This window comes from Streptomyces sp. Rer75, assembly GCF_013414305.1.
Taxonomy (GTDB): domain Bacteria; phylum Actinomycetota; class Actinomycetes; order Streptomycetales; family Streptomycetaceae; genus Streptomyces; species Streptomyces himastatinicus.
Genome location: NZ_CP058693.1, coordinates 384,956 through 408,831 on the forward strand (window position 1 = coordinate 384,956; position 23,876 = coordinate 408,831).

At 74.1% G+C, this 23,876-nt stretch carries 2 protein-coding genes (1 of these 2 cut by a window edge); both read right to left on the reverse strand.

Annotated features, from left to right (window positions below):
- Positions 1-48: 48 nt before the first annotated feature.
- Entirely contained in the window at positions 49-16,182 is a 16,134-nt protein-coding gene (locus tag HYQ63_RS01205; RefSeq protein WP_179932075.1) for a type I polyketide synthase, read from the reverse strand.
- On the reverse strand, positions 16,179-23,876 hold the 3' end of the coding sequence (locus tag HYQ63_RS01210; RefSeq protein ID WP_179932076.1) for a type I polyketide synthase. The gene runs 31,068 nt beyond the window's last position; 7,698 of the gene's 38,766 nt are visible here — the last part of the coding sequence; its start codon lies beyond the right edge, outside the window — the gene reads right to left on this strand; its stop codon occupies positions 16,179-16,181. Before HYQ63_RS01210 ends, HYQ63_RS01205 begins: the two co-directional genes overlap by 4 nt.

Genomic DNA, 23,876 nt, shown 5'->3' on the forward strand with positions numbered 1-23,876 from the left:
CAAGGCGCCTTTCCGCTTCCGCTTGAGTGATCGACCGGGGATCGGGGATCAGTGGTCCGTCGGTCGGCCGAGCTCACTGTCGATGAAGGCCAGGACCTCGTCGGCACTCGCCGCCTCGATCCGCTGCTGTACGTCCTGTTCGCCGGTCTCGGTGCCTGGGCCGGTACCGGTGCCGGTCACCCGCGCGAGCATCTTCCGCAGCCGCGCCGCGGCCCCGGCCCTGGCGGCCTCGCCGAGGTCTTCCGCCGACAACGCTGCGGACAGTGCCGTTTCCAGCCGGTCGAGTTCGGCGGGCAGGGCGGGGCCCGCGGCCGCCGGGGCGGGCTCGCCGAGGCGGGTGGCCAGGAGGTCGGCGACAGCGGCCGGTGTCGGGTAGTCGAAGATCAGGGTCGCGGGCATCCGCAGCCCTGTCGTGGCGGTGAGCCGGTTGCGCAGTTCGATCGCGGTGAGCGAGTCGAACCCGAGCCGGTCGAACTCCCGCTCGGCCTCTACTTGGTCCGGCGAACCGTGCCCCAGTACGGCCGCGGCCTCGCCCCGTACCAGATCGGTGAGGAAGCGCACCCGCTCGTGCTCGCGGGTGTCCGCCAGCCGCGCCGCCAGGTCCACAGCCCGGTTGTCGGCGGCGGCGGTCCGGCGACCGGCGCGGACCAGGCCGCGCAGGATCGGTGGCACGGCGCCGGCGAACATCGTCGTGCTGGGACCGGCCTTGCCCGCCGTGCGCATCACGATCAGGTTCGCCTCGTCGCGGCCGGTGGCGGCGTCGAAGAGGGCGAGGCCCTGTTCCAGGGTCAGCGGCGGCGTCCCGGACCGTTTCATGCGCTCGATGTGGGCGTCGCCCAGCCCGCTGGTCATGCCGGTGCCCTGCGCCCAGGGGCCCCACGCCAGCGATGTCGCGGCCAGCCCCGCACGCCTGCGGTGCTGGGCCAGCGCGTCGAGGAAGGCGTTGGCGGCGGCGTAGTTCGCCTGCCCGGGGCTGCCCATGACGCCCGCCACCGAGGAGTAGACGACGAACGCCGCGAGGTCCGCCGTCCGCGTCGCCTCGTGCAGATGCCACGCGGCGTCGACCTTCGGCCGCAGCACCGCGTCCACCCGCTCCGGGGTCAGCGCGTCGAGCACACCGTCGTCGAGCACACCGGCCGTGTGCACCACCGCGGTCAGCGGGTGTGCGACCGGGACCGCGGCCAGGAGTTCCCGTACGGCGACGGGGTCGGCGAAGTCGCAGGCGGCGAGGGACACCTCCGCGCCGTGGGCGGTCAGCTCGTCGCGCAGTCCGGCGGCGCCCGGCGCCTCGGCGCCCCGGCGGCTCGCCAGCACCAGATGCCGGGCCCCACGCTCGGTCACCAGGTGCCGGGCCAGCTCCCGGCCCAGGCCGCCGGTGCCACCGGTGATCAGCACCGTGCCCTCGGGACCCCATGGGGAGCCGTTCCGGGCGGGCGCGGACGGTTCGGGCGCGCGCATCATGCGCGCGACCCGAACGGTCCCTTCCCGCACCATGAACTGCTCCTCGTCCGTACCCGGCAGGCTCGGCAGCACGGCCGCGGAGGCGGCCGAGCCGTCGAGATCGGCGAGCAGGAACCGGCCGGGGTTCTCCATCTGCGCGGACCGCACCAGGCCCCATACCGCCGCGGCGGCCAGGCCCGGTACGTCCTCGCCCTCCGGCGCGGCCGCTCCCCTGGTGACGAACACCAGGCGAGTGCGGGCCAGCCGGTCCTCGGCCAGGCACTCCTGCATCAGCGCCAGCACCCGGTGCGTCACCTCGTGCACCGTCTCCGGGCCGCCATCCATATGGCCCGCGACGGGTACCGCGAGAATCTGCGGTGCCACCGCGCCGCCACGATCGCGCACTTCGGCTAGGGACTTCACTGGTTCCGCGGCCTGACCGAGCGCGTCGGCCAGCCCGAGCTCGTCGGGCCCGAGGACGAACCAGGCGGAGTCGTCAGCGGCTGTCCCGGGCTCCGGCCGTTCCACCCACTCGAGATGGAACAGGGACGTCCGGTGGTCCGGGCCGGCCGGTGCGTCCGGCCGGGCCGCCGGCGGCCGCAGCACCACCGCGTCCGCCGAGAGGACCGGCGCGCCCTGCGCGTCGGCCGCGGCCAGGACGAGCCTGTCCGCGTCGCGGGTCAGCCGGGCCCGCAGCACCCGCGCGGACGCGGCGTGCAGCGACACCCCGCGCCACTCGGCCGGGAGCAGCCGTTCGCCGTCCTCCTCGCCGCCGGTGAACACCGCCGCGTGCAGCACGGAGTCCAGCAGTGCCGGGTGCAGGCCGAAGCCGTCGGCGTCGCGTACCTCGTCGGGCAGCGCGACCTCGGCATAGAGGTCCTTGCCGCGCCGCCAGACCCCCCGCAGGCCCTGGAACGCAGGCCCGTAGTCCAGGCCCGCGTCGGCGAAGCGCTCGTAGAGGTCGTCCAGCCCGATCCCGGTCGCGCCGGCCGGCGGCCACTGTGCCGCGTCGAAGCCGGCCACCCGCTCCTCCGGTACGAGCCACCCGTGGGCGTGCGGCGTCCACGCGGCGTCGGGGTCGTCGGCGGGGCGCGCGTGGAACCACAGCTCCCGGCGCCCGGCGTCGTCGGGTTCGCCGATCCGCGCCTGGATCCGCACCGCCCCCCGCTCCGGCACCACCAGCGGCTCGACCAGGGTCAGTTCCGCCACCCGCTCGCACTCGACCTGGTCGCCCGCGCGGATCGCGGCCTCCAGGAAGGCCGTGCCCGGCAGGATCACCGCACCGTCGACGGTGTACTCGGCGAGCCAGGGGTGGAGGGCGAGCGACAGGGTGCCGGTGAGGACCACCTCCGCCGAGCCCGCGACGGCCATCACGGCGCCGAGCATGGGGTGTTCCGTTGCGGCCAGGCCGAGGCCGGCCGCGTCCGCGGAGCGCAGCGACGCCGTCGGCCAGAACCGCTCGCGCTGGAACGCGTACGTGGGCAGGTCGATCCGGCGCGCCCCGGTGCCCCCGTAGAACACCCGCCAGTCCACCGGGGCGCCGGTGACGTGCAGGCGCGCGAGCGCGGTGGCCATGGCGGCTTCCTCGGACCGGTCCCCCCGCAGCGCGGGAACGACGGTGGTCCCGTCCGGCGCCGAACCCTGGATCACGGCCGAGAGCACGCCGTCGGGCCCGAGTTCGAGGAAGGTCTTCACGCCGCTCTCGGAGAGAGTCCGTACCCCGTCGGCGAACCGTACGGTCTCGCGGACGTGCCGTACCCAGTACTCCGGCGAGCACAGCTCGTCGGCCGTCACGAGCGCACCGGTCAGGTTCGACACCACGGGTATCGTGGGTTCGTGGAAGGTGAGTTCCCCGGCGGCCGTACGGAACTCCTCCAGCATCGGGTCCATCAGCGGCGAGTGGAACGCGTGGCTGACCGCCAGTTCGCTCGTACGACGGCCCTCGAACCGTGCGACGATCTTCGCGACCGCTGTCTCCTCACCGGACAGCACCACCGACGACGGCCCGTTCACCGCCGCGACCGACACCCGGTCGGACAGCAGCGGCCGGACCTCGTCCTCGGCCGCCTCGACCGCCACCATCGCCCCGCCGACCGGCAACGCCTGCATCAGCCGGGCCCTCGCCGACACCAGCCGGCACGCGTCCTCCAGCGACAGCACTCCCGCCACATGCGCCGCGGCCACCTCGCCGATGGAGTGCCCGGCCACGAACTTCGGTACGACGCCGAGCGACTCGATCAACCGGAACAGGGCCACCTCGACCGCGAACAGTGCGGGCTGGGCGCAGCCCGTCGCGTTCAGCGCCTCGGCGTCGTCGCCCCACATCACCTCGCGCAGCGCGGGATCGGACTCGGCCAGCACCGCGTCCAGGGCCTGCGCGAACACCGGGAACCGGCCGTACAACTCCCGCCCCATCCCGATCCGCTGCGCACCCTGCCCGGAGAACACCACAGCGAGCGGGCCTTCCGCGGCCACACCCCGGGCTACCTCGACCACACCGCCCTCGGAGGCCAGCAGGACGGCCCGGTGCTCGAAGGCAGAACGGGCCGTGGCGAGCGAGAAGCCGACGTCCAGCGGCAGCCGTCCCTCCGCGAAGGACGTGATCCGCTCCAACTGGGCATCCAAGGCGGCTTCGGTACGGCCGGTCACCGGCCACGGCACCACGGTCGGCCTGATCTCCGGCTCCTCGGAGGGCTCCACCACCGGATCAGGGCCCTGTTCGAGGATCAGGTGCGCGTTGGTGCCGCTGATCCCGAACGAGGAGACGCCTATCCGGCGCGGGTGCTCCGTCTTCGGCCAGGCCCGGTTCACGGTCAGCAGCTCGATCGAACCGGCCGCCCAGTCCACGCGGGACGACGGCTCGTCCACGTTCAGCGTGCGGGGCAGGGTTCCGTGCCGCATCGCCAGTACGGACTTGATGACGCCGGCTACGCCCGCCGCGGCCTGCGTGTGGCCGATGTTGGACTTCACCGAGCCCAGCAGCAGCGGACGCGCCCGCTCCTGCCCGTACGTCGCCAGCAGCGCCTGCGCCTCGATCGGATCGCCCAGCATGGTGCCGGTGCCGTGCGCCTCCACCGCATCGATGTCCGCCGGGGAGAGCCCGGCACCGGCGAGGGCCTGGCGGATCACCCGCTGCTGGGAGGGGCCGTTCGGCGCGCTCAGACCGTTCGAGGCACCGTCCTGGTTCACGGCGGAGCCCCGCAGCACGGCGAGGATGTGATGCCCGTTGCGCACCGCATCGGACTGCCGCTCGACCACCAGCATGCCGACGCCCTCGGACCAACTGGTCCCGTTGGCGGCCTCGGCGAACGGCTTGCACCGTCCGTCGGGCGCCAGCCCGCCCTGGATGCTGAACCCCGCGAAGCTCACGGAGGTCGTCATCACGGTGACGCCACCGGCCAGCGCCAGCGAGCACTCCCCGGCACGCAGCGCCTGCGCGGCGAGGTGCAGCGACACCAGCGACGACGAGCACGCCGTGTCGACGGTGGACGCCGGGCCTTCCAGGCCGAATACGTAGGACAGCCGGCCGGAGAGCACACTCGCCGCCAGCCCGGTGCCGATGTGGCCGCCGAGGTCCTCCCGCGCGCGGGTCGCCAGGTGCACGTAGTCCTGGCCGTTGGTGCCCACGAAGACCCCGGTCCGGCTGGAGCGCAGGCCCTCCGGGTCGATGCCCGCCCGCTCGATCGCCTCCCAGGATACTTCGAGCAGCAGCCGCTGCTGCGGGTCCATGGCCAGCGCCTCACGCGGGCTGATCCCGAAGAAGCCGGGATCGAAGTCGGCCGCGTCGTAGAGAAAACCGCCCTCGGAGGTCGCGCTGGAGCCGGGCTGATTCCCGGCGAGGGTCTCCAGGTCCCAGCCGCGATCGGTGGGAAACCCGGCGATGCCGTCCCGGCCGGACGCGACGAGGTCCCAGAACTCCTCCGGGGTACGCACCTGGCCGGGGAACCGGCAGGCCATGCCGACGATCACCACCGGGTCGTCCGCGGGGCCGGGCGAAACCGGGGTGAGGACCGGCGCGTCGGCCTGCTCCCCCCGCCCCAGCAGCTCGGCGACGAGGTGTTCGGCCAGCACCCGTGGCCTCGGGTAGTCGAAGAGCAGACTCGCGGGCAGTGCCAGGCCGGTGGCATGGGCCAGTTGGTTGCGCAGTTCCATCGAGGTCAGCGAGTCGAACCCGTGGTCCTGGAACGCCCGGTCCGCGCCGATGGCCTCCGCGTCGGCGTGTCCGAGCACGGCGGCGGCATGGTTTCGTACGACATCCAGCAGCACCGCCCCCCGCTCGGCTGCCGGGGCGGCGAGCAGGCGCTCACGCAGTTTCGACGCCGTGGACTCGCTGTCGCGCCGGGCTTTCCGCGCCGCCCGTGCGGCCGCGCGGGCGCCGGGCAATCCGGTGAACGCGGCACTGGTGCGGAGGCTGAACAGGGCCTTCAACAACTGCGGCTGCCGGAGGTCGGCGACGACCGCGGTCGCGTCCGGTTCGGCCACCAGCTCGGCCATCGCCTCCATCGCGAGCCGTGGATCGAGCACGGTCGATCCGGCCGCCTCTGGCGCTCCGGCCCCTCGCCAGGCGCCCCAGGCGATCGACGTCGCCGGGAGGCCCTGTGCTCGGCGGCGCTCGGCGAGCGCGTCCAGCACCGCGTTCCCGGCGGCATAATCCGCCCGGCCAGGGCTGCCGACGGCGGCGGCCACCGAGGAGAACAGCGCGAATACCGACAGGTCGAGATCGCGGGTCAGCTCGTCCAGCAGCAGGGCGGGCGCGACCTTGGCCCGGAACACGTCCTCGAAACGCCGCGCGGGCAGACCGTCGAGCGCGGTGGGCTCTTCCAGGTGACCGGCCGCGTGCACGACACCGGTCAGCGGGAACTCCGGCCCGATCGCCGCCATCGCCGCTTCCAGTTCGGCCCGGTCCGTCGCGTCGCAGGCCGCGATCGTGACCCGCGTGCCGAGCGCGGTCAGTTCGGCCTCCAGCTCCGCCGCACCGGACGCGTCCGGCCCCCGACGGGCGAGCAGCAGCAGGTGTTCCGCGCCGTGCCCGGCGAGCCAGCGCGCCACGTGCGCGCCCACCGTCCCGGTGCCCTCGGTGATCAGCACCGTGCCGGTCGGCTGCCACCGCCGTGCCGCGTCCCCCGCGGGCGCGGGCACCAGACGCCGGCCGAACACCCCTGAGGCCCGCACCGCGACCTGGTCTTCGTCACCGTCCCCGGGGAGTGCTCCCGCGAGCACGCCGATCAGCCGCCGCGCGACGTCCGCGTTCAGCGCGTCCGCGCTCGGTGCCTCCGCGTTCGGTACGTCGACCAGGCCGCCCCAGCGGTCCGGGTACTCCAGTGCCGCGACCCGGCCGAGTCCCCAGAACGCGGCCTGTCCCGGATCGATCGCCGTGCCGCCGGGATCCGCGGACACCGCACCGCGGGTCACCGCCCACACAGGCGCAGCGATGTCCGCGTCGCCCAAGGCCCGTAGCAGCGCCGCCGTGTCCGCGAGGCCGTCCGGCGACGCGGCGAGGAGTGAGACCACGCCTGTGAACTCGGTCCCGTCGGCAATGAGGTCGGCCAACCGCGCGGTGAGCGCCGTACGGTCGGCATCCGCCGGTACGAAGCGGATCACGGCTGGACCCAGCGCGTCGGCGACGCCCCGCGCCCAGCCGTCGCCCTCGGCGGGGAGCACCGCCAGCCAGGTGCCCGGCAGTACGGCCGGGAAGGAACCTTCCAACTGCCGCCACTTCTCCCGGCACCGCCAAGAGTCGACCGTCGACCTCGTCCGGCGCCGACCGCGCCAGGACGACAGCGCGGGCACGATGCCGCCGAGGGTGTCGGTGTCCACATCGAGGCTCGACGCGAGGGATTCCAGGTCCTCCCGCTCCACCGCCGCCCAGAACTCCGCGTCGATGCCGTCGCCCGCGGCCACGACGGGTTCGGCCGCCTCCGGCCAGAACCGCTCACGCTGGAACGCGTACGTCGGCAGGTCGGTCCGGCGCGCACCGGTCCCGGTGAAGAAGGCCGGCCAGTCCACGTCCACCCCGGCCACGTGCAGGCGCGCGAGGGCGGTCAGGGCTGCGGTCTCCTCGTCCCGGTCCTTGCGCAGTACCGGGACGACCGTGGCCTCGTCGGCCACCGACTCACGGATCACCGGCGAGAGCACGCCGTCCGGGCCCAGTTCCAGGAACGCCGCCGCGCCCGCGCCGGACAGCGTCCGCATCCCGTCGGCGAACCGTACGGTCTCGCGGACGTGCCGTACCCAGTACTCCGGCGAGCACAGCTCGTCGGCCGTCACGAGCGCACCGGTCAGGTTCGACAGCACGGGTATCGTGGGCTCGTGGAAGGTGAGTTCCCCGGCGGCCGTACGGAACTCCTCCAGCATCGGGTCCATCAGCGGCGAGTGGAACGCGTGCGAGACCCGCAGACGGCTCGTACGACGACCTTCCAACCGCCCGGCGACCTCCATGACCGCCGATTCCTCACCGGACAGCACCACCGACGACGGCCCGTTCACCGCCGCGACCGACACCCGGTCGGACAGCAGCGGCCGGACCTCGTCCTCGGCCGCCTCGACCGCCACCATCGCCCCGCCGACCGGCAACGCCTGCATCAGCCGGGCCCTCGCCGACACCAGCCGGCACGCGTCCTCCAGCGACAGCACTCCCGCCACATGCGCCGCGGCCACCTCGCCGATGGAGTGCCCGGCCACGAACTTCGGTACGACGCCGAGCGACTCGATCAGCCGGAACAGGGCCACCTCGACCGCGAACAGCGCGGGCTGGGCGCAGCCCGTCGCGTCCAGCGCCTCGGCGTCGTCGCCCCACATCACCTCGCGCAGCGCGGGATCGGACTCGGCCAGCACCGCGTCCAGGGCCTGCGCGAACACCGGGAACCGGCCGTACAACTCCCGCCCCATCCCGATCCGCTGCGCACCCTGCCCGGAGAACACCACAGCGAGCGGGCCTTCCGCGGCCACACCCCGGGCTACCTCGACCACACCGTCCGCCGAGGACAGCAACACCGCCCGATGGTCGAACACCGACCGACCCGTGGCCAGCGAGAAGCCGACGTCCAGCGGCAGCCGTCCGTCCGCGAAGGACGTGATCCGCTCCAGCTGCGCGTCGAGCGCGGCGTCGCTCGTGGCCGACACCGGCCACGGCACCACGGTCGGCCTGATCTCCGGCTCCTCGGAGGGCTCCACCACCGGATCGGGGCCCTGTTCGAGGATCACGTGCGCGTTGGTGCCACTGATCCCGAACGAGGACACTCCCGCCCGGCGCGGGTGCTCCGTCTCGGGCCACGCGACGTTTTCCGTCAGCAGCTCGACGGCCCCCGCCGACCAGTCCACATGGGACGACGGCTCGTCCACGTGCAACGTCCGCGGCAGCACCCCGTGCCGCATCGCCATGACCGTCTTGATCAGTCCGGCGGCGCCCGCCGCCGCCTGCGCGTGGCCGAGGTTCGACTTCACCGAGCCCAGGTACAGCGGACGCGCCCGCTCCTGCCCGTACGTCGCCAGCAGCGCCTGCGCCTCGATCGGATCGCCCAGCATGGTGCCGGTGCCGTGCGCCTCCACCGCGTCGACCTCCGCCGCGGAGAGCCCGGCGCCGGCCAGCGCCTGGCGGATCACCCGCTGCTGGGAGGGACCGTTGGGCGCGCTCAGACCGTTCGAGGCACCGTCCTGGTTCACCGCCGAGGACCGCACCACCGCGAGGATGTCGTGCCCGTTGCGCACCGCGTCGGACATCCGTTCCACCACCAGCGTCGCCACACCCTCGGACCAGCCGGTGCCGTCCGCGGCCTCGGCGAACGCCTTGCAGCGGCCGTCCGGCGCCAGCCCGCCGACCCGGGAGAATCCCGCGAAGGTCACCGGGGTGGCCATGACCATCACCGCCCCCACGAGGGCCAGCGAGCACTCCCCGGCACGCAGCGCCTGCGTGGCCAGGTGCAGCGACACCAGCGACGACGAGCACGCCGTGTCCAGCGTGACCGCCGGGCCTTCCAGCCCGAGGACGTAGGCCAGCCGACCTGACGCCACACTGCCCGACAGGCCCGTGGTCGCATGGCCTTCGACGTCCGCGGAGGACTGCATGACCAGGGTGGAGTAGTCATAGCCGCTGAGCCCGACGAACACTCCGGTCCTGCTGCCCCGCAGTTCCGCCGGGTCGATGCCCGCCCGCTCGACGGCCTCCCAGGACACTTCGAGCAGCAGCCGCTGCTGCGGGTCCATGGCCAGCGCCTCACGCGGGCTGATCCCGAAGAAGCCCGCGTCGAAGTCGGCCGCGCCGCGCAGGAATCCGCCCACGGCGCCGTCGCCCCCCGCGTCCCCTTCCCAGCCCCGGTCCTCGGGGAAGCCGGAGATGGCGTCGCCGCCCGATTCGACGAACCGCCACAGATCCTCCGGCGAGTCCAGCCCGCCCGGGAACCGGCAGCTCATTCCGACGATGACCATCGGGTCGTCGGCCACCGCGACCGGCACGAGCGAGGCCGGAGCGTCCGCGTCCTGGCCTTCCTCCATCAGCTCCCCCAGCAGGAACCCGGCGAGCCCGCGCGGCGTGGGGTAGTCGAAGACCAGCGTCGCGGGCAGGGTGAGCCCGGTGACCGAGGACAGCCGGTTGCGCAGCTCGATCGCGGTCAGCGAGTCGACCCCCAGCCGGCGGAAGTCCTTGTCCGCGGAAACGGCCGAGCCGCCCGAGCCGGAGTCCGGCGACGCGTGCCCGAGCACGCGCGCGGCCTCGTCGCGCACCAAGTTCACCAGATGGCGCGCCCGCTCCTCGGGCCGCAGCCCGCGCAGGTGCTCGGCGAGGGCGGCCCGCGACGCTCCGCCTCCGCCGCTGGTCGCGGCGCGACGGCCGGTGCGGACCAGTCCGCGCAGCAGCGCCGGGACCGCTGCCCGCGCGGGGAGTGCTCCCCCGCCCGTGCCCCCGGCGACCGGCAACGGGACCACCAGCGCGTCGTCGCCGACGGTGGCGGCGTCGAACAGAGCCAGTCCGCGCGCCGTCGAGAGCGGCGGCAGGCCGAGGGCGGCGGCGCGGCGCAGGTCCTGGTTTTCCAGGCCGCTGGTCATGCCGACGCCCTGCTCCCATGCGGGCCAGGCCAGCGACACGGCGGGCAGCCCGGCGGCCCTGCGGTGGTGCGCGAGGGCGTCCAAGAACGCGTTGCCCGCCGCGTAGTTCGCCTGCCCCGGGGCGCCCATCACACCGGCGGTGGAGGAATACAGGACGAAGGCGGCGAGGCCGATGTCCTTCGTCGCCTCGTGCAGGTGCCAGGCCGCGTCCACCTTGGGCCGCAGTACGGTGCTGAGCCGCCGCGGGGTCAGCGAGCCGACGACGCCGTCGTCGAGCACGCCCGCCGTGTGCACCACCACGGTCAGCGGATGTTCGCCGGGGATCGCGGCCACCAGTGCCCGCACGGCGTCCGGGTCGGCGACATCGCAGGCGACCACGGAGATCTCGGCGCCGTACGCGGTCAGTTCGGCACGCAGGTCGTGCGCGCCGGGCGCGTCCGGCCCGCGGCGCCCGGCCAGCACCAGGTGCCGCATTCCGCGCTCGGCGACCAGGTGGCGGGCGAGTTCCCCGCCCAGGCCGCCGGTGCCGCCGGTGATCAGGACGGTGCCTTCGGGGTCCCACGCGGGCGGCAGGGTCAGGACGAGCTTGCCGACGTGCCGCGCCAGGCTCATGTGGCGGAACGCATCCGGCGCCCGCCGCGCGTCCCAGGCACGTACGGGCAGCGGCTTCAGCGCGCCCGCGCCGAACAGCTCCATGAGCGCGGCGAGCATCCGCTGGATGCCGTCGGGGGCGACCCAGCCCAGGTCGAAGGCCTGATAACGCACGCCCTCCGGTACTCTGTCCGGGTCCCGTACGTCGGTCTTGCCCATCTCCAGGAACCGGCCGCCGGGGCCCAGCAATCGCAGCGACGCATCCACGTACTCACCGGACAGCGCGTTGAGTACGACGTCGATCCCGCCGTCACCCGCGACGGCGGCGAAGGCCGCCTCGAAGCCGGTGCTGCGGGAGGAGGCGATGTGGTCCTCGGCGACGCCCAGTTCACGCAGGGTGTCCCATTTGCCTTCGCTCGCGGTGGCGAACACCTCCGCGCCGAGATGGCGCGCCAGCTGGATCGCCGCCATGCCGACGCCGCCCGCGCCCGCGTGCACGAGCACCTTGTCGCCCGGCCGTATCGCGGCGAGGTCCACCAGCGCGTGGTACGCCGTGAGGAACACGAGCGGGACCGAGCCGGCCGTCTCCCACGACCAGTCCTCCGGCACGGCCGTCAGCTGCCGCTCGTCCACCACGACGGCCGGGCCGAACCCACCGGACACCATGCCCAGCACCCGGTCGCCGGGCCGCAGGCCGGTCGTCTCCGGGCCGACCGCCGCGACCACGCCCGCCGCCTCGGAGCCGAACAGCCCGGCCTCGCCGGGGTACATGCCCAGGGCGTTCAGCACGTCGCGGAAGTTGATCCCGGCGGCCCGCACGGCCACCCGCACCTGGCGCCCGGTCAGCGGCTCGAGAACCTCGGGGCACTCCGTCAGGACCAGCGCGTCGAGGCTGCCCTTCGCGCGGCTGTCCAGTCGCCACGGCCGGTTCGCCGGCGGCACCAGCCCGCCGCCCGACGCCGCGCGCGCCAGCCGGCCGACCTTCAGCTGCCCGGCCCGAATCAGCGCCTGCGGCTCGTCGAGGTCCAGCAACCGGGGCACGTCCGGCAGTACGGGCCCGGCCGCCGCCGCGTCGTCGAGGTCCACCAGCAGGAACCGGCCCGGGTTCTCCGACTGCGCGGACCGCACCAGGCCCCACACCGCCGCGGCGGCCAGGTCGCGTACGTCCTCGCCGTCCGCCGCGATCGCACCCCGGGTCACGAACACCAGGCGGGAGCGGGCGAAGCGTTCCTCAGCGAGCCAACCCTGGATCAGGCCCAGCACGCGGCACGTCAGCGCGTGCACGGCCTCGGGACCGCCGCCCCCCGCAAGCGGTACGGCGACGACCTGCGGCACCTCGGCCAACTCGGCCAGGGACGGCGCGCCTTGGCGGACGGTACCCACCGAGTCCAGCGCCGCGCCCAATCCGAAGTCGTCCGCCCCGATCACGGCCCAGGTCCCGTCCACGGCGTCCGGGGCGGTCTGCGGGACCCAGTCCAGGCGGAACAGCGAGTCGGCCGGGTCCGGGCCCGCGGGCGTGGTGGCGGGCGCGGCCGACGGCGCCCGCAGGACCAGCGAGTCCACCGAGATCACGGGCGCGCCGTGTACGTCGGCCCCGGCGACGGCGACGGTGTCGGGACCGGTCCTGAGTACCCTGGCCCGCAGCACGTCGGCGCCGGAGGCGTGCAGCGAGACCCCGGTCCACTCGAAGGGCACCAACTGCTCGCCGTCGCCGGAGTCCGCCGCGACGTGCAGCACCGAGTCCAGCAGTCCGGGGTGGACGCCGAAATCCCCGGCGTCGCGTGCGGTCTGCGGCAGGGCCACCTCGGCGAAGAGTTCGTCGCCCCGGCGCCAGGCCGCCCGCAGGCAGCGGAACGTCGGCCCGAAGTCCAGGCCGGATGCCGCGTACCGGTCGTAGAACCCGTCGATGTCCATGGCCTTCGCGCCGGGCGGCGGCCACCGCGTGGCGTCGAATTCGGCCACCCGCCCGCCCGGGGCGAGCCGTCCGACGGCATGCAGCGTCCAGGCCGTCTCGGGCGCCTCCGCGGGGCGCGCGAAGAACCGTATCTCCCGGCGGCCCTCGTCGCCGGGTTCGCCCACCCGCACCTGGACCTGCGTCCCGCTGTCCTCGGCCAGCCCGAGCGGTACGACCATGGTGAGTTCCTCAATCTGGTCGCAGCCCGCCTGGTCGCCGGCCCGGACGGCCAGTTCCAGGAACCCGGTGCCGGGGAAGAGGATCACGCCGCCGACCCTGTGGTCGGCGAGCCAGGGCTGCGCAGCCGGGGACAGCACGCCGGTCAGCGCCAGTTCGTCCGCACCGGCCACGACCATCACCGCGCCGAGCAGCGGGTGCCCGGCGGGCTCCAGCCCCGTCCCGGACAGGTCCACGGACAGGTCGGCCCCCGAGGGCCAGAACCGCTCGTGCTGGAAGGCGTACGTCGGCAGGTCGACCCGGCGGGCCCCGGTGCCCGCGAAGAATGCCGCCCAGTCCACCGCGACCCCGCCCACGTGCAGCCCTGCGACCCCGGTCACCAGCGCGGCCTCTTCGCCGCGGTCCCTGCGGAGCAGGGGAAGCACCGCGGCCTTCTCCGGCACCGACTCGCGGGCCGCCGCCGAGAGCACCCCGTCGGGCCCGAGCTCCACGAGCACTCCGGCGCCGGCGTCGGCCAGCGCCCGTACCCCGTCGGCGAAGCGCACGGTCTCCCGTACGTGCCGCACCCAGTACTCCGGTGAGCACAGTTCGCCCGCGTCGGCCATCTGGCCGGTCAGGTTCGACACCACCGCGATCCGCGGCTCGTGGAACTCCAGCCCGGCGAGGACCTGACGGAAGGCAGCGAGCACCGGGTCCATCAGCAGCGAGTGGAAGCCGTGCGACACCCGCAGCCGGTTCGTGCGGTGGCCCCGCGCCTCCAGCCGCGCCGCGATCTCCAGCACGGCCTCCTCGTCGCCGGACACGACCACCGCGGACGGCCCGTTCACCGCGGCGACCGACACCCGCTCGGTCAGCAGGGGCGTGACCTCGTCCTCGGTGGCCCGTACCGCGACCATCGCCCCGTCGGAGGGCAGGTCGTCCATGAGTCGCGCCCGCGCGTTCACCAGCGTGCACGCGTCGGTCAGCGACAGCACACCGGCCACGTGCGCGGCGGCGACCTCACCGATCGAGTGCCCGGCGACGAAATCGGGCTGCACCCCCCACGATTCGAGCAGCCGGAACAGCGCCACCTCGATGGCGAACAACGCGGGCTGCGCGTATCCGGTCCGGTCGAGTTCGTCGGCGTGTCCGCCCCACATGACCTCGCGCAGCGGGCGGTCCAGACCCGGATCGAGTGCGGCTTGGACGGCGTCCAGCGCCTCGGCGAACGCCGGGAACAGCTTGTACAGTTCCCGCCCCATGCCGAGCCGCTGCGCCCCCTGCCCGGAGAACAGCATGGCCAGCTTCGTGCGGCCGGGGACGGTGCCGTCCAGCACGGAGGGCGCCGTGCCGTTCTCGGCCCAGGCCACCAGCCCGTCCCGGAGCGCTTCGCGGCCGTCCGCGACGACGGCCACACGGTGTTCGAGACTCGTCCGGGACGTCGCCAGGGAGAACGCCACATCGAGCGGGCGCGGTCCGGATTCCTCATCCAGCAGGGAGAGCGCAGCGGTGACCTGGTCCCGCAGGGCGGCCTCGGTGGCTCCGGACAGCACCCAGGGCAGCGCGGTCGGCCGCCGCTCCGCCGTCGTGGAGGCCCCGGGGGTCTCCACGACGGGGGCGTCCGGCGCCTGTTCGAGGATGACGTGCGCGTTGGTGCCGCTCACCCCGAACGACGACACGCCCGCGCGCCGGGGGCGGCCGGTATCCGGCCACTCGCGCGACTCCCTCAGCAGGTCCACCGCTCCGGCGGACCAGTCCACACGAGATGACGGAGTGTCGGCGTGGAGGGTCTTCGGCACGGTGCCGTGCCGCATCGCCATGACCGTCTTGATCACCCCGGCGACCCCGGCCGCGGCCTGTGCGTGCCCGAGGTTCGACTTGACCGACCCCAGCAGCAGCGGCGTATCCCGCTCCTGGCCGTAGGTCTCCAGGAGGCTCTGCGCCTCGATCGGGTCGCCCAGCGGCGTGCCGGTGCCGTGCGCCTCCACCACGTCCACGTCGGCCGGGGCGAGTCCGGCGGCGGCCAGCGCCTGCCGGATGACGCGCCGCTGCGCGGGGCCGTTGGGCGCGGTGAACCCGTTCGACGCGCCGTCCTGGTTGACCGCGCTGCCGCGCACCACGGCGAGCACCGGATGCCCGTTGCGCCGCGCGTCGGACAGCTTCTCCAGCACCAGCACGCCGACGCCCTCGGACCAGCCGGTGCCGTCTGCGGAGTCGGCGAACGCCTTGCACCGCCCGTCACGGGCGAGCCCGCCCTGACGGCTGAACTCGATGAGCGGCCCCGGCGTGGACATCACGTTGACCCCGCCGACGAGCGCCAGCGAGCACTCACCGCCGCGCAGCGCCTGCGTGGCGAGGTGCAGGGCGACCAGCGAGGACGAGCACGCCGTGTCGACGGTCAGCGCGGGCCCCTCAAGCCCCAGGGTGTACGACAGCCGCCCGGACACCGCGCTCGCCGCGATCCCGGTGCCGACCTCGCCGGTCGCGTCGTCCAGCGAGCGCACCATCAGGTACGCGTAGTCCTGGCCGTTCGTGCCCATGAACACGCCGGTCCGGCTGGAGCGCAGGCGGTTCGCGTCGATGCCGGCCCGTTCGATCGCCTCCCACGACGTCTCCAGCAGCAGCCGCTGCTGCGGATCCATCCGCAGCGCCTCACGCGGCGAGATCCCGAAGAATCCGGGGTCGAACTCCGTTGCACAGTCGAGGAATCCGCCCTGCTGGCTGACCTCGTTGCCGCGCTCGTCGACCTGGCCGCCGCGCAGGGCGCTCAGGTTCCAGCCACGGTCGCCGGGAAATCCGGAGATCGCGTCCGTGCCGGCCGCCACCAGCCGCCACAGGTCCTCCGGGGAGCGCACGCCGCCGGGGTAGCGGCACCCCATGCCGACGACGGCGACCGGTTCGGTGGCCGCGGCGATCAGATGCCGGTTCTGCCGCCGGAGGCGCTCGGTCTCCTTCATCGCTGCGCGCAGTGCCTGGGCGACCTGCTCGCTGGACGTGCTCATGCCTGCCTCCGTCGTTCGGGTGACTCGTCGTCGGGGCACGCGCCGTCGTCGGGTCGTCGGCGTGACTCGCCGTCGGATTGTCCTTCGAGGGCGGCTCGTACCAGGTCGTCCAGAGCCATCGCGTCGATGGACTCCTCATCCGGCTCGGCGTCCGATGCCCCGGCCCCGGTCCCGCCGCCCGCCAGCTGGAGCAGCGGCTCCAGCAGACCGATCTCGCGGAGTCGGCCGACCGGCACCGAGGCGAGCACCGACCTGATCTCCGCGTCCTCGGCCGATTCGGCGGCCTCGGCGGCCGTGGCCCCGGCCCCGGAGCCGTCGGGCGCCAGCCGTCCGGCGATGTGCTCGGCCAGCGCCAGGGGTGTCGGGTAGTCGAACACCAGCGTCGCCGCCAGGCTCAGGCCGGTCGCGGCGCCGAGCTGGTTGCGCAGTTCGACGGCGCCGAGGGAATCCACCCCGAGGTCCCGGAACGGCCGCTCGGCGCCGACCGCGTCCGTGTCCCGGTAGCCGAGTACGTACGCGGATCGGGTGCGGACCAGGTCGAGCACGGCCTCCAGGCGCCTGCCCGCGGGAAGCCTCACCAGCCGCTCCCGCAGCGCGTCGCCCGCGGAGTCCGCCGGTTCGCTGCGCGCGGCCACCAGCTCCTGGTAGCCCGGCAGTTCGCGGAGCAACGCGCTCGGCCGGGCCCCGCCGTACGCCCGGGCGAACCGTTCCGGGGCGATCTCGGCGACCAGCGCGGTGGGCTCCGCTTCCGTCACCAGCCGGCGCAGCGCCTCGCTCGCCAGCTCCGGGTCCATCGCGCGGACCCCCGCCCGGCGGGCCGCCTCTTCGGCCTGGGCCTTCCCCGCCGTGCCGCCACCGCCCCAGGCACCCCAGGCGATCGAGGTCGCGGGCAGGCCATGCGCCCGCCGCTGCTCGGCCAGGGCGTCCAGCACGGCGTTCGCCGCCGCGTAGTTCGCCTGACCGGGGTTGCCCACGACGGCGGAGGCGGAGGAGAACAGCGCGAACACCGACAGGTCCGCCCCTCGTGTCAGCTCGTCGAGCAGAAACGCGGAGCTGACCTTGGCCCGGAACACGGTCCCGAACCGCTCCGGGGTCAACCGGTCGAGCACGCCGTCGTCCAGCACACCGGCGGCGTGCACCACCCCGGTCAGCGGGTGTTCGTCCGGAACGCCCTTCAGCAGCGCGGTCAGCTGCGCCCGGTCGGCGACATCGCAGGCGGCGACGGTGACCCGCGTCCCGAGCGTGGCCAGCTCTTCGCGCAATGCGCCCATCCCCGGCGCCTGCGAGCCCCGTCGCCCGGCGAGCAACAGATGCGGCGCACCCGCGCGGGCGAGACACCGGGCGACCTGCCCGCCGAGCGCACCGGTGCCACCGGTGATCAGGACCGTGCCGGTCGGCTCCCAGATCCCTGCGCCGGCAGGCGCAGCGGCGTGCCGGTCGGGCTGTTCGGTGGACCGGTCGGCGGGGGACGGGATCAGCCTGCGGCCGAAGACCGCGCTCTTGCGGACCGCCACCTGGTCCTCGCCGTCCCATCCGGCCAGCACGGCGGCGAATCCGGCGGCGGCCCGCTCGTCGAGTTCGCCCGGGAGGTCGATCAGGCCACCCCAGCGGTCCGGGTACTCCAGCGCGGCGACCCGTCCCAGGCCCCAGACGGCCGCCTGCCCCGGCCCGGTCACGGCATCCGAGCGCCCGACTGACACCGCACCGCGCGTGACGCACCACAGCGGGGCGGTGATCCCGGCGTCTCCCAGCGCTTGCACGAGCGTCGCGGTGCCGACCGTGCCGAACGGGGCACCGGAGCCCGAATCCGCTTCGTCCAGTGCCAGCAGCGAGAGCACACCGGCGTAGGCATCGGAAGGGACGTCGGCGTGGTCGCGGAGGCGGGCCGCCAGCTTCTCGCGGTCGTACGCGGTGACCGGCACGCGCACCACATCGGTGCCCAGCGCGTCCAGGGCCGCCGTGGCCCACGGATCGTCGGCGTACGCGGCAGGGAGGACGGCGAGCCACGTCCCCGTCGGGGTGTCGGCGGGAGCACCGGAGACCGGCTTCCAGACGATGCGGTGGCGCCAGCCGTTCACCGTGGACTCCTCCTGGCGCTGCCTGCGCCAGTCCAGCAGCGCGGGCAGCACCCGCGACAGCGCGTCGCCCTCGACGTTCAGCGCCGCTTCGAGCGAGGCGAAGTCCTCGCCCTCGACGGCGGACCAGAAGGCGTCGTCCGTCTGGCCTGCCCCGTCCCGTTCGCTCGTACGGGTCGCGGGCGCGGTCGTGACGTCCGGCCAGAACCGTTCGTGTTGGAAGGCGTAGGTCGGCAGGTCCACCTGCCGCGCGGCGCCCGCGAAGTACGACTGCCAGTCGACCGTGGCACCGCGCAGCCGCAGCCGGGCCAGGGCCGCCGCGACGGACGCCTGCTCCGGCCGCTCCGGGTGCAGCGTCGGCACCGTCGCGGCATCGTCGGGCAGTGTGGTGCGGGCCATGCCCAGCAGTACGTTGCCCGGGCCGAGTTCCAGCAGCGCCGTGACCTTGCGGTCCGCCAGGGCCCGGACGCCGTCGGCGAAGCGGACCGTCTCCCGGACGTGCCGGACCCAGTACTCCGGCGAGCACAGCTCATCGGCGGTGGCGAGCGTGCCGGTCACGTTGGACACCACCGCCAGCCGCGGCTCGTGGAACTCCAGCTCCCCGGCCACCCGCCGGAACTCGTCCAGCATCGGGTCCATCAACGGCGAGTGGAACGCGTGCGACACCCGCAGCCGCGTAGCCCGCCTGCCCCGCTCCGAGAAGCGGGCCCCGATCGCCAGGACGACGTCCTCCTCCCCGGACACCACCACCGAACCCGGACCGTTCACCGCCGCGACCGACACCCGTTCACTCAGCAGCGGCACCACCTCATCCTCCGCCGCCTCAACCGCCACCATCGCCCCACCGACCGGCAGCGCATCCATCAACCGCGCCCGAGCCGCCACCAGACGGCAGGCATCCCCCAGCGAGAACACCCCCGCCACATACGCCGCCGCGACCTCACCGATCGAATGACCGGCCACATAATCCGGCACCACACCCCACGACTCGACCAGCCGGAACAGCGCCACCTCCACCGCGAACAACGCGGGCTGCGCAAACCCGGTCCGATCCAACACCTCCGGCTCCCCGCCCCACATCACCTCCCGCAGTGAGGGGTCGAATCGTGCCAATACGGCGTCCAGCGCCTCCGCGAACACCGGGAACCGCCCGTACAACTCCCGACCCATACCCAGCCGCTGGCTCCCCTGCCCGGAGAACAGAAACGCCAGCTTCCCGGGGCGTGGCGCGTCCGCGCGGAGGATGTGCGGGCCGTCTTCGCCGTCGGCGAGGGCGGCCAGCGCGGCCAGCAGCTCGCTCCGGTCGGTGGCCAGCAGCGCGGCCCGGTGCTCGAACAGCGAGCGGGTGGTGGCCAGCGAGTACGCCACGTCGGCGAACCCGAGCTCGGGCCGCGCGTCGGCGTGGGCGAGCAGGCGTCGTGCCTGCGCCCGCAGGGCATCCGGCGTCCTGGCGGACAGCAGGACCGGAACGGTCTCACCGTCGGCGAGAGACGGTCGCGCAGGGTCCTCGGCCGGCGGTGCCTGCTCCAGGATCACGTGCGCGTTCGTTCCGCTGGCGCCGAAGGAGGAGATGCCCACCCGGCGCGGGCGGCCGGAGTCCGGCCACTGGGCCGGTTCGGTCAGCAGCCGGACCGCACCGGAGCTCCAGTCCACATGAGACGAAGGCGTGTCCGCGTGGAGGGTCTTCGGCAGCAGGCCGTGCCGCATCGCCTGCACCATCTTGATCACCCCCGCCGCGCCCGAGGCGGCCTGGGTGTGCCCGATGTTGGACTTCAGGGAACCGAGCAGCAGCGGATGCTCCCGGTCCTGCCCGTAGGTCGCCAGCAGCGCCTGCGCCTCGATCGGATCGCCCAGCGAGGTGCCCGTGCCGTGCGCCTCCACCGCGTCGATGTCGGTGGGCGAGAGTCCGGCGCCGGCCAGCGCCCCCTGGATCACCCGCTGCTGCGACGGCCCGTTCGGCGCGGTGAGGCCGTTGGACGCACCGTCCTGGTTGATCGCCGAGCCGCGGAGTACGGCGAGCACGGGGTGACCGCTTCGGCGCGCGTCCGAGAGGCGTTCGATCACCAGCATGCCCACGCCCTCGGCCCAGCCCGTACCGTCGGCGTCCTCGGAGAACGCCTTGCAGCGGCCGTCCGGCGAGAGCGCACCCTGTGCGCTGAACTCCACGAAACCGACTGGGGTCGCCATCACGGTCACGCCGCCGGCCAAAGCCACCGAGCACTCCCCCGAGCGCAGCGCCTGCGCGGCCAGGTGGAGGGCGACCAGCGACGACGAGCAGGCGGTATCCACCGAGACGGTGGGGCCCTGCAGCCCGAAGGTGTACGCCAGCCTGCCGGAGAGGAGGCTCGCGGACTGGGCGGTCTCCCACCGGCCGAGGTGCTCGGGCAGGCGGTAGTCGCCGCTGCCGCCGCCGACAAACGCTCCGGCGTCGGTCCCGCGCAGCGCGGCCGGGTCGATCCCCGCCCGCTCCAGGGCTTCCCAGGCCGATTCGAGTACGAGGCGCTGCTGCGGGTCCATCACCAGGGCCTCATGCGGAGAGATCCCGAAGAAGCCGGGGTCGAAGTCGGCCGCGTCGTGCAGGAAGCCGCCGCTGCGGGTGACGCTTCCGCCGTTGCCTCCCGTGCCGCCGTTCAGAAGGGCGTCGAAGTCCCAGCCTCGGTCCACCGGCATGTCACCGACGGCGTCGGTGCCGGCCATGACGAGTTCCCAGAGGTCTTCCGGCGACCGCACCCCACCGGGGAAGCGGCAGCTCATGCCGACGATCGCGATCGGGTCGTCGGCCGTACGGGCGGACAGCGCCGCCGGGGCCGCCGGGACGGTCCGCTCGCCGAGCAGGGTGGCCAGCAGGTGTTCGGCCAGTTCGTTCGGGGTCGGGAAGTCGAATACGGCGGTGGCGGGCACGCTCAGTCCGGTCGCCCTGGCGAGCTGGCCGCGCAGGTCGACGGCGGTCAGCGAGTCGAACCCGAGGTCCCGGAACGGCAGATCGGCCTCGACGGCACCGGCGTCGGCGTGCCCCAGCACCAGGGCGCTCTTCTCCCGCACCACGGCGAGCAGTTCGCCGAATCGCTCGGTTTCGGGCAGGCCGAGCAGCCTGCCCCGAAGCTCGGGCGCGGCGGAGCCATCGGTGCCCGCGGTCCCTGTGATCCCTGCGGTCTCGCGGTCCCGTAGCGCGGCGTCGAGCGCCGCGCGGGCCTCCGGCAGGTCGGCCAGGAGCGCGCCGGGCCGAGCCGCGGTGAAAGCGGGCGCGAAGCTGTCCCACTCCACGTCGGCCACGGTCAGCGATGCCTCGCCGCCCGCGACCGCACGGCCGAGGGCCGTGAGCGCCACCTCCGTGTCCAGCACGGGCAGCCCGCTCGCCCGGAGGTGGCCGGTCATCGGCCGCTCGGTGACCTCCGCCCACGCGCCCCACGCGACGCACAGCGCGGCCATGCCACGGTCGCGGCGCCGCTGCGCCATGGCTTCCAGAACGGCCCCCGTCGCCGCCTCGGCGCCTCGGCCTCGTACACCCCATACTCCGGCGACCGAGCTGAACAGTACGAACGCGTCCAACTCCTGGTCGGCGAGCAGATCGTCGAGGTTCGTCACCCCGACGAGCGCTTCGGAGAGCGTGGCGCCGACGGGTTCTTCGGCGTGCACGACGGCGGTCAGCTCACCGGACGGGAGGGCGCCGAGTACGGCCTCCAGCTCGTCGCGATCGGCGGTGTCGCAGGTCAGTACGGTGACCGGGGTTCCCCACTCGGCAGCGAGATCCGCATCCGTCAGGCCGGCTGTGTCGCGCCCGATGAGGACGAGATGCCCGGCGCCCTCCCGGGCCAGCCAGCGGGCGACCCGGACGCCCATCGGTCCGGTGCCGACGACGAGCGCGGTGCCGGACGGGGTCCAGCTCCCGACGGGCGCCGCGGCCCGGACGAGGCGCCGCGCGAACACCCCGGAGGGCCGCACCGCGAGCTCGTCCTCGGGGGCGGGCAGCGGAAGAGGCCGACCGGAGACGTAGCCGAGCAGCGCGGCGAACCGCGCATCCGGCGCCTCGACCAAGTCGATCACGCCACCCCACCGTTCGGGCCGCTCCAGCGCGGCCACCCGTCCCGCACCCCACACCGCCGCCTGGCGGGCGTCATCGACACGGTCATCGGGCCCCGTCTTCACGGCGCCCCGCGTAACGCACCACAGCGGCGCGGCGATCCCGGCCTCCGCCAGCGCCTCCAGCAGCTCCAGCGGACCGGGTTCGGACGAAAGCAGCGAGACCACGCCGGTGAAGTCCGTACGGTCGGTGTCGGACACCCGGCGGACCACGCAGACGGCCTCAGCATCCGGCGCGTCACCACCCAGGGCATTGACGGCGGCGGACGCCCAAGGGTCGCCCGCCTCCGCGAGCACGAGCCACCGACCCGGCTGATCGGCCACCACGTCCGGCACCGGCACCGGCACCCAGCTCACCCGATACTGCCAGCCATCCGCGACTGCGACCTCGCGCCTGCGGCGGTTCCACGACGAGAGCGCCGACAGCGCCGGGGCCATCGTCGTCGCCGCGTCGCCGTCGAGGCCGAGCATCGCGGCCAGAGCCTCCGGGTCCTCGCTCTCCACCGCCGACCAGAACTCGGCGTCCACCGGGTCGGCCGACGCGCTCGGCGTCGCCGGTTCGGGCCAGAAATGCCGATGCTGGAAGGCGTACGTCGGCAGGCCGACGCATCCCGCACCCGTCCCGGCGAAGAAGGCGCGCCAGTCGATGGAAGTGCCGTGCACATGCAGCCGGGACAGCGCGGTCACCAGCGCGGTTTCCTCACCGTGGTCGCGGCGCAGCACCGGCACCACCAGCGGGCCTTCGACCAGCTGCCCCGTCGCGGCGGACAGCCCCCCGTCGGGGCCGAGTTCGACGTAGGCGCCCACGCCCGCGTCGCGCAGGGCCCGGACGCCGTCGGCGAAGCGGACCGTCTCCCGGACGTGCCGGACCCAGTACTCCGGCGAGCACAGCTCATCGGCGGTGGCGAGCGTGCCGGTCAGGTTCGACACCACCGCCAGCCGCGGCTCGTGGAACTCCAGCTCCCCGGCCACCCGCCGGAACTCGTCCAGCATCGGGTCCATCAACGGCGAGTGGAACGCGTGCGACACCCGCAGCCGCGCAGCCCGCCTGCCCCGCTCCGAGAAGCGGGCCCCGATCGCCAGGACGACGTCCTCCTCCCCGGACACCACCACCGAACCCGGACCGTTCACCGCCGCGACCGACACCCGTTCACTCAGCAGCGGCACCACCTCATCCTCCGCCGCCTCAACCGCCACCATCGCCCCACCGACCGGCAGCACATCCATCAACCGCGCCCGAGCCGCCACCAGACGGCAGGCATCCCCCAGCGAGAACACCCCCGCCACATACGCCGCCGCGACCTCACCGATCGAATGACCGGCCACATAATCCGGCACCACACCCCACGACTCGACCAGCCGGAACAGCGCCACCTCCACCGCGAACAACGCGGGCTGCGCAAACCCGGTCCGATCCAACACCTCCGGCTCCCCGCCCCACATCACCTCCCGCAGTGAGGGGTCGAATCGTGCCAATACGGCGTCCAGCGCCTCCGCGAACACCGGGAACCGCCCGTACAACTCCCGACCCATACCCAG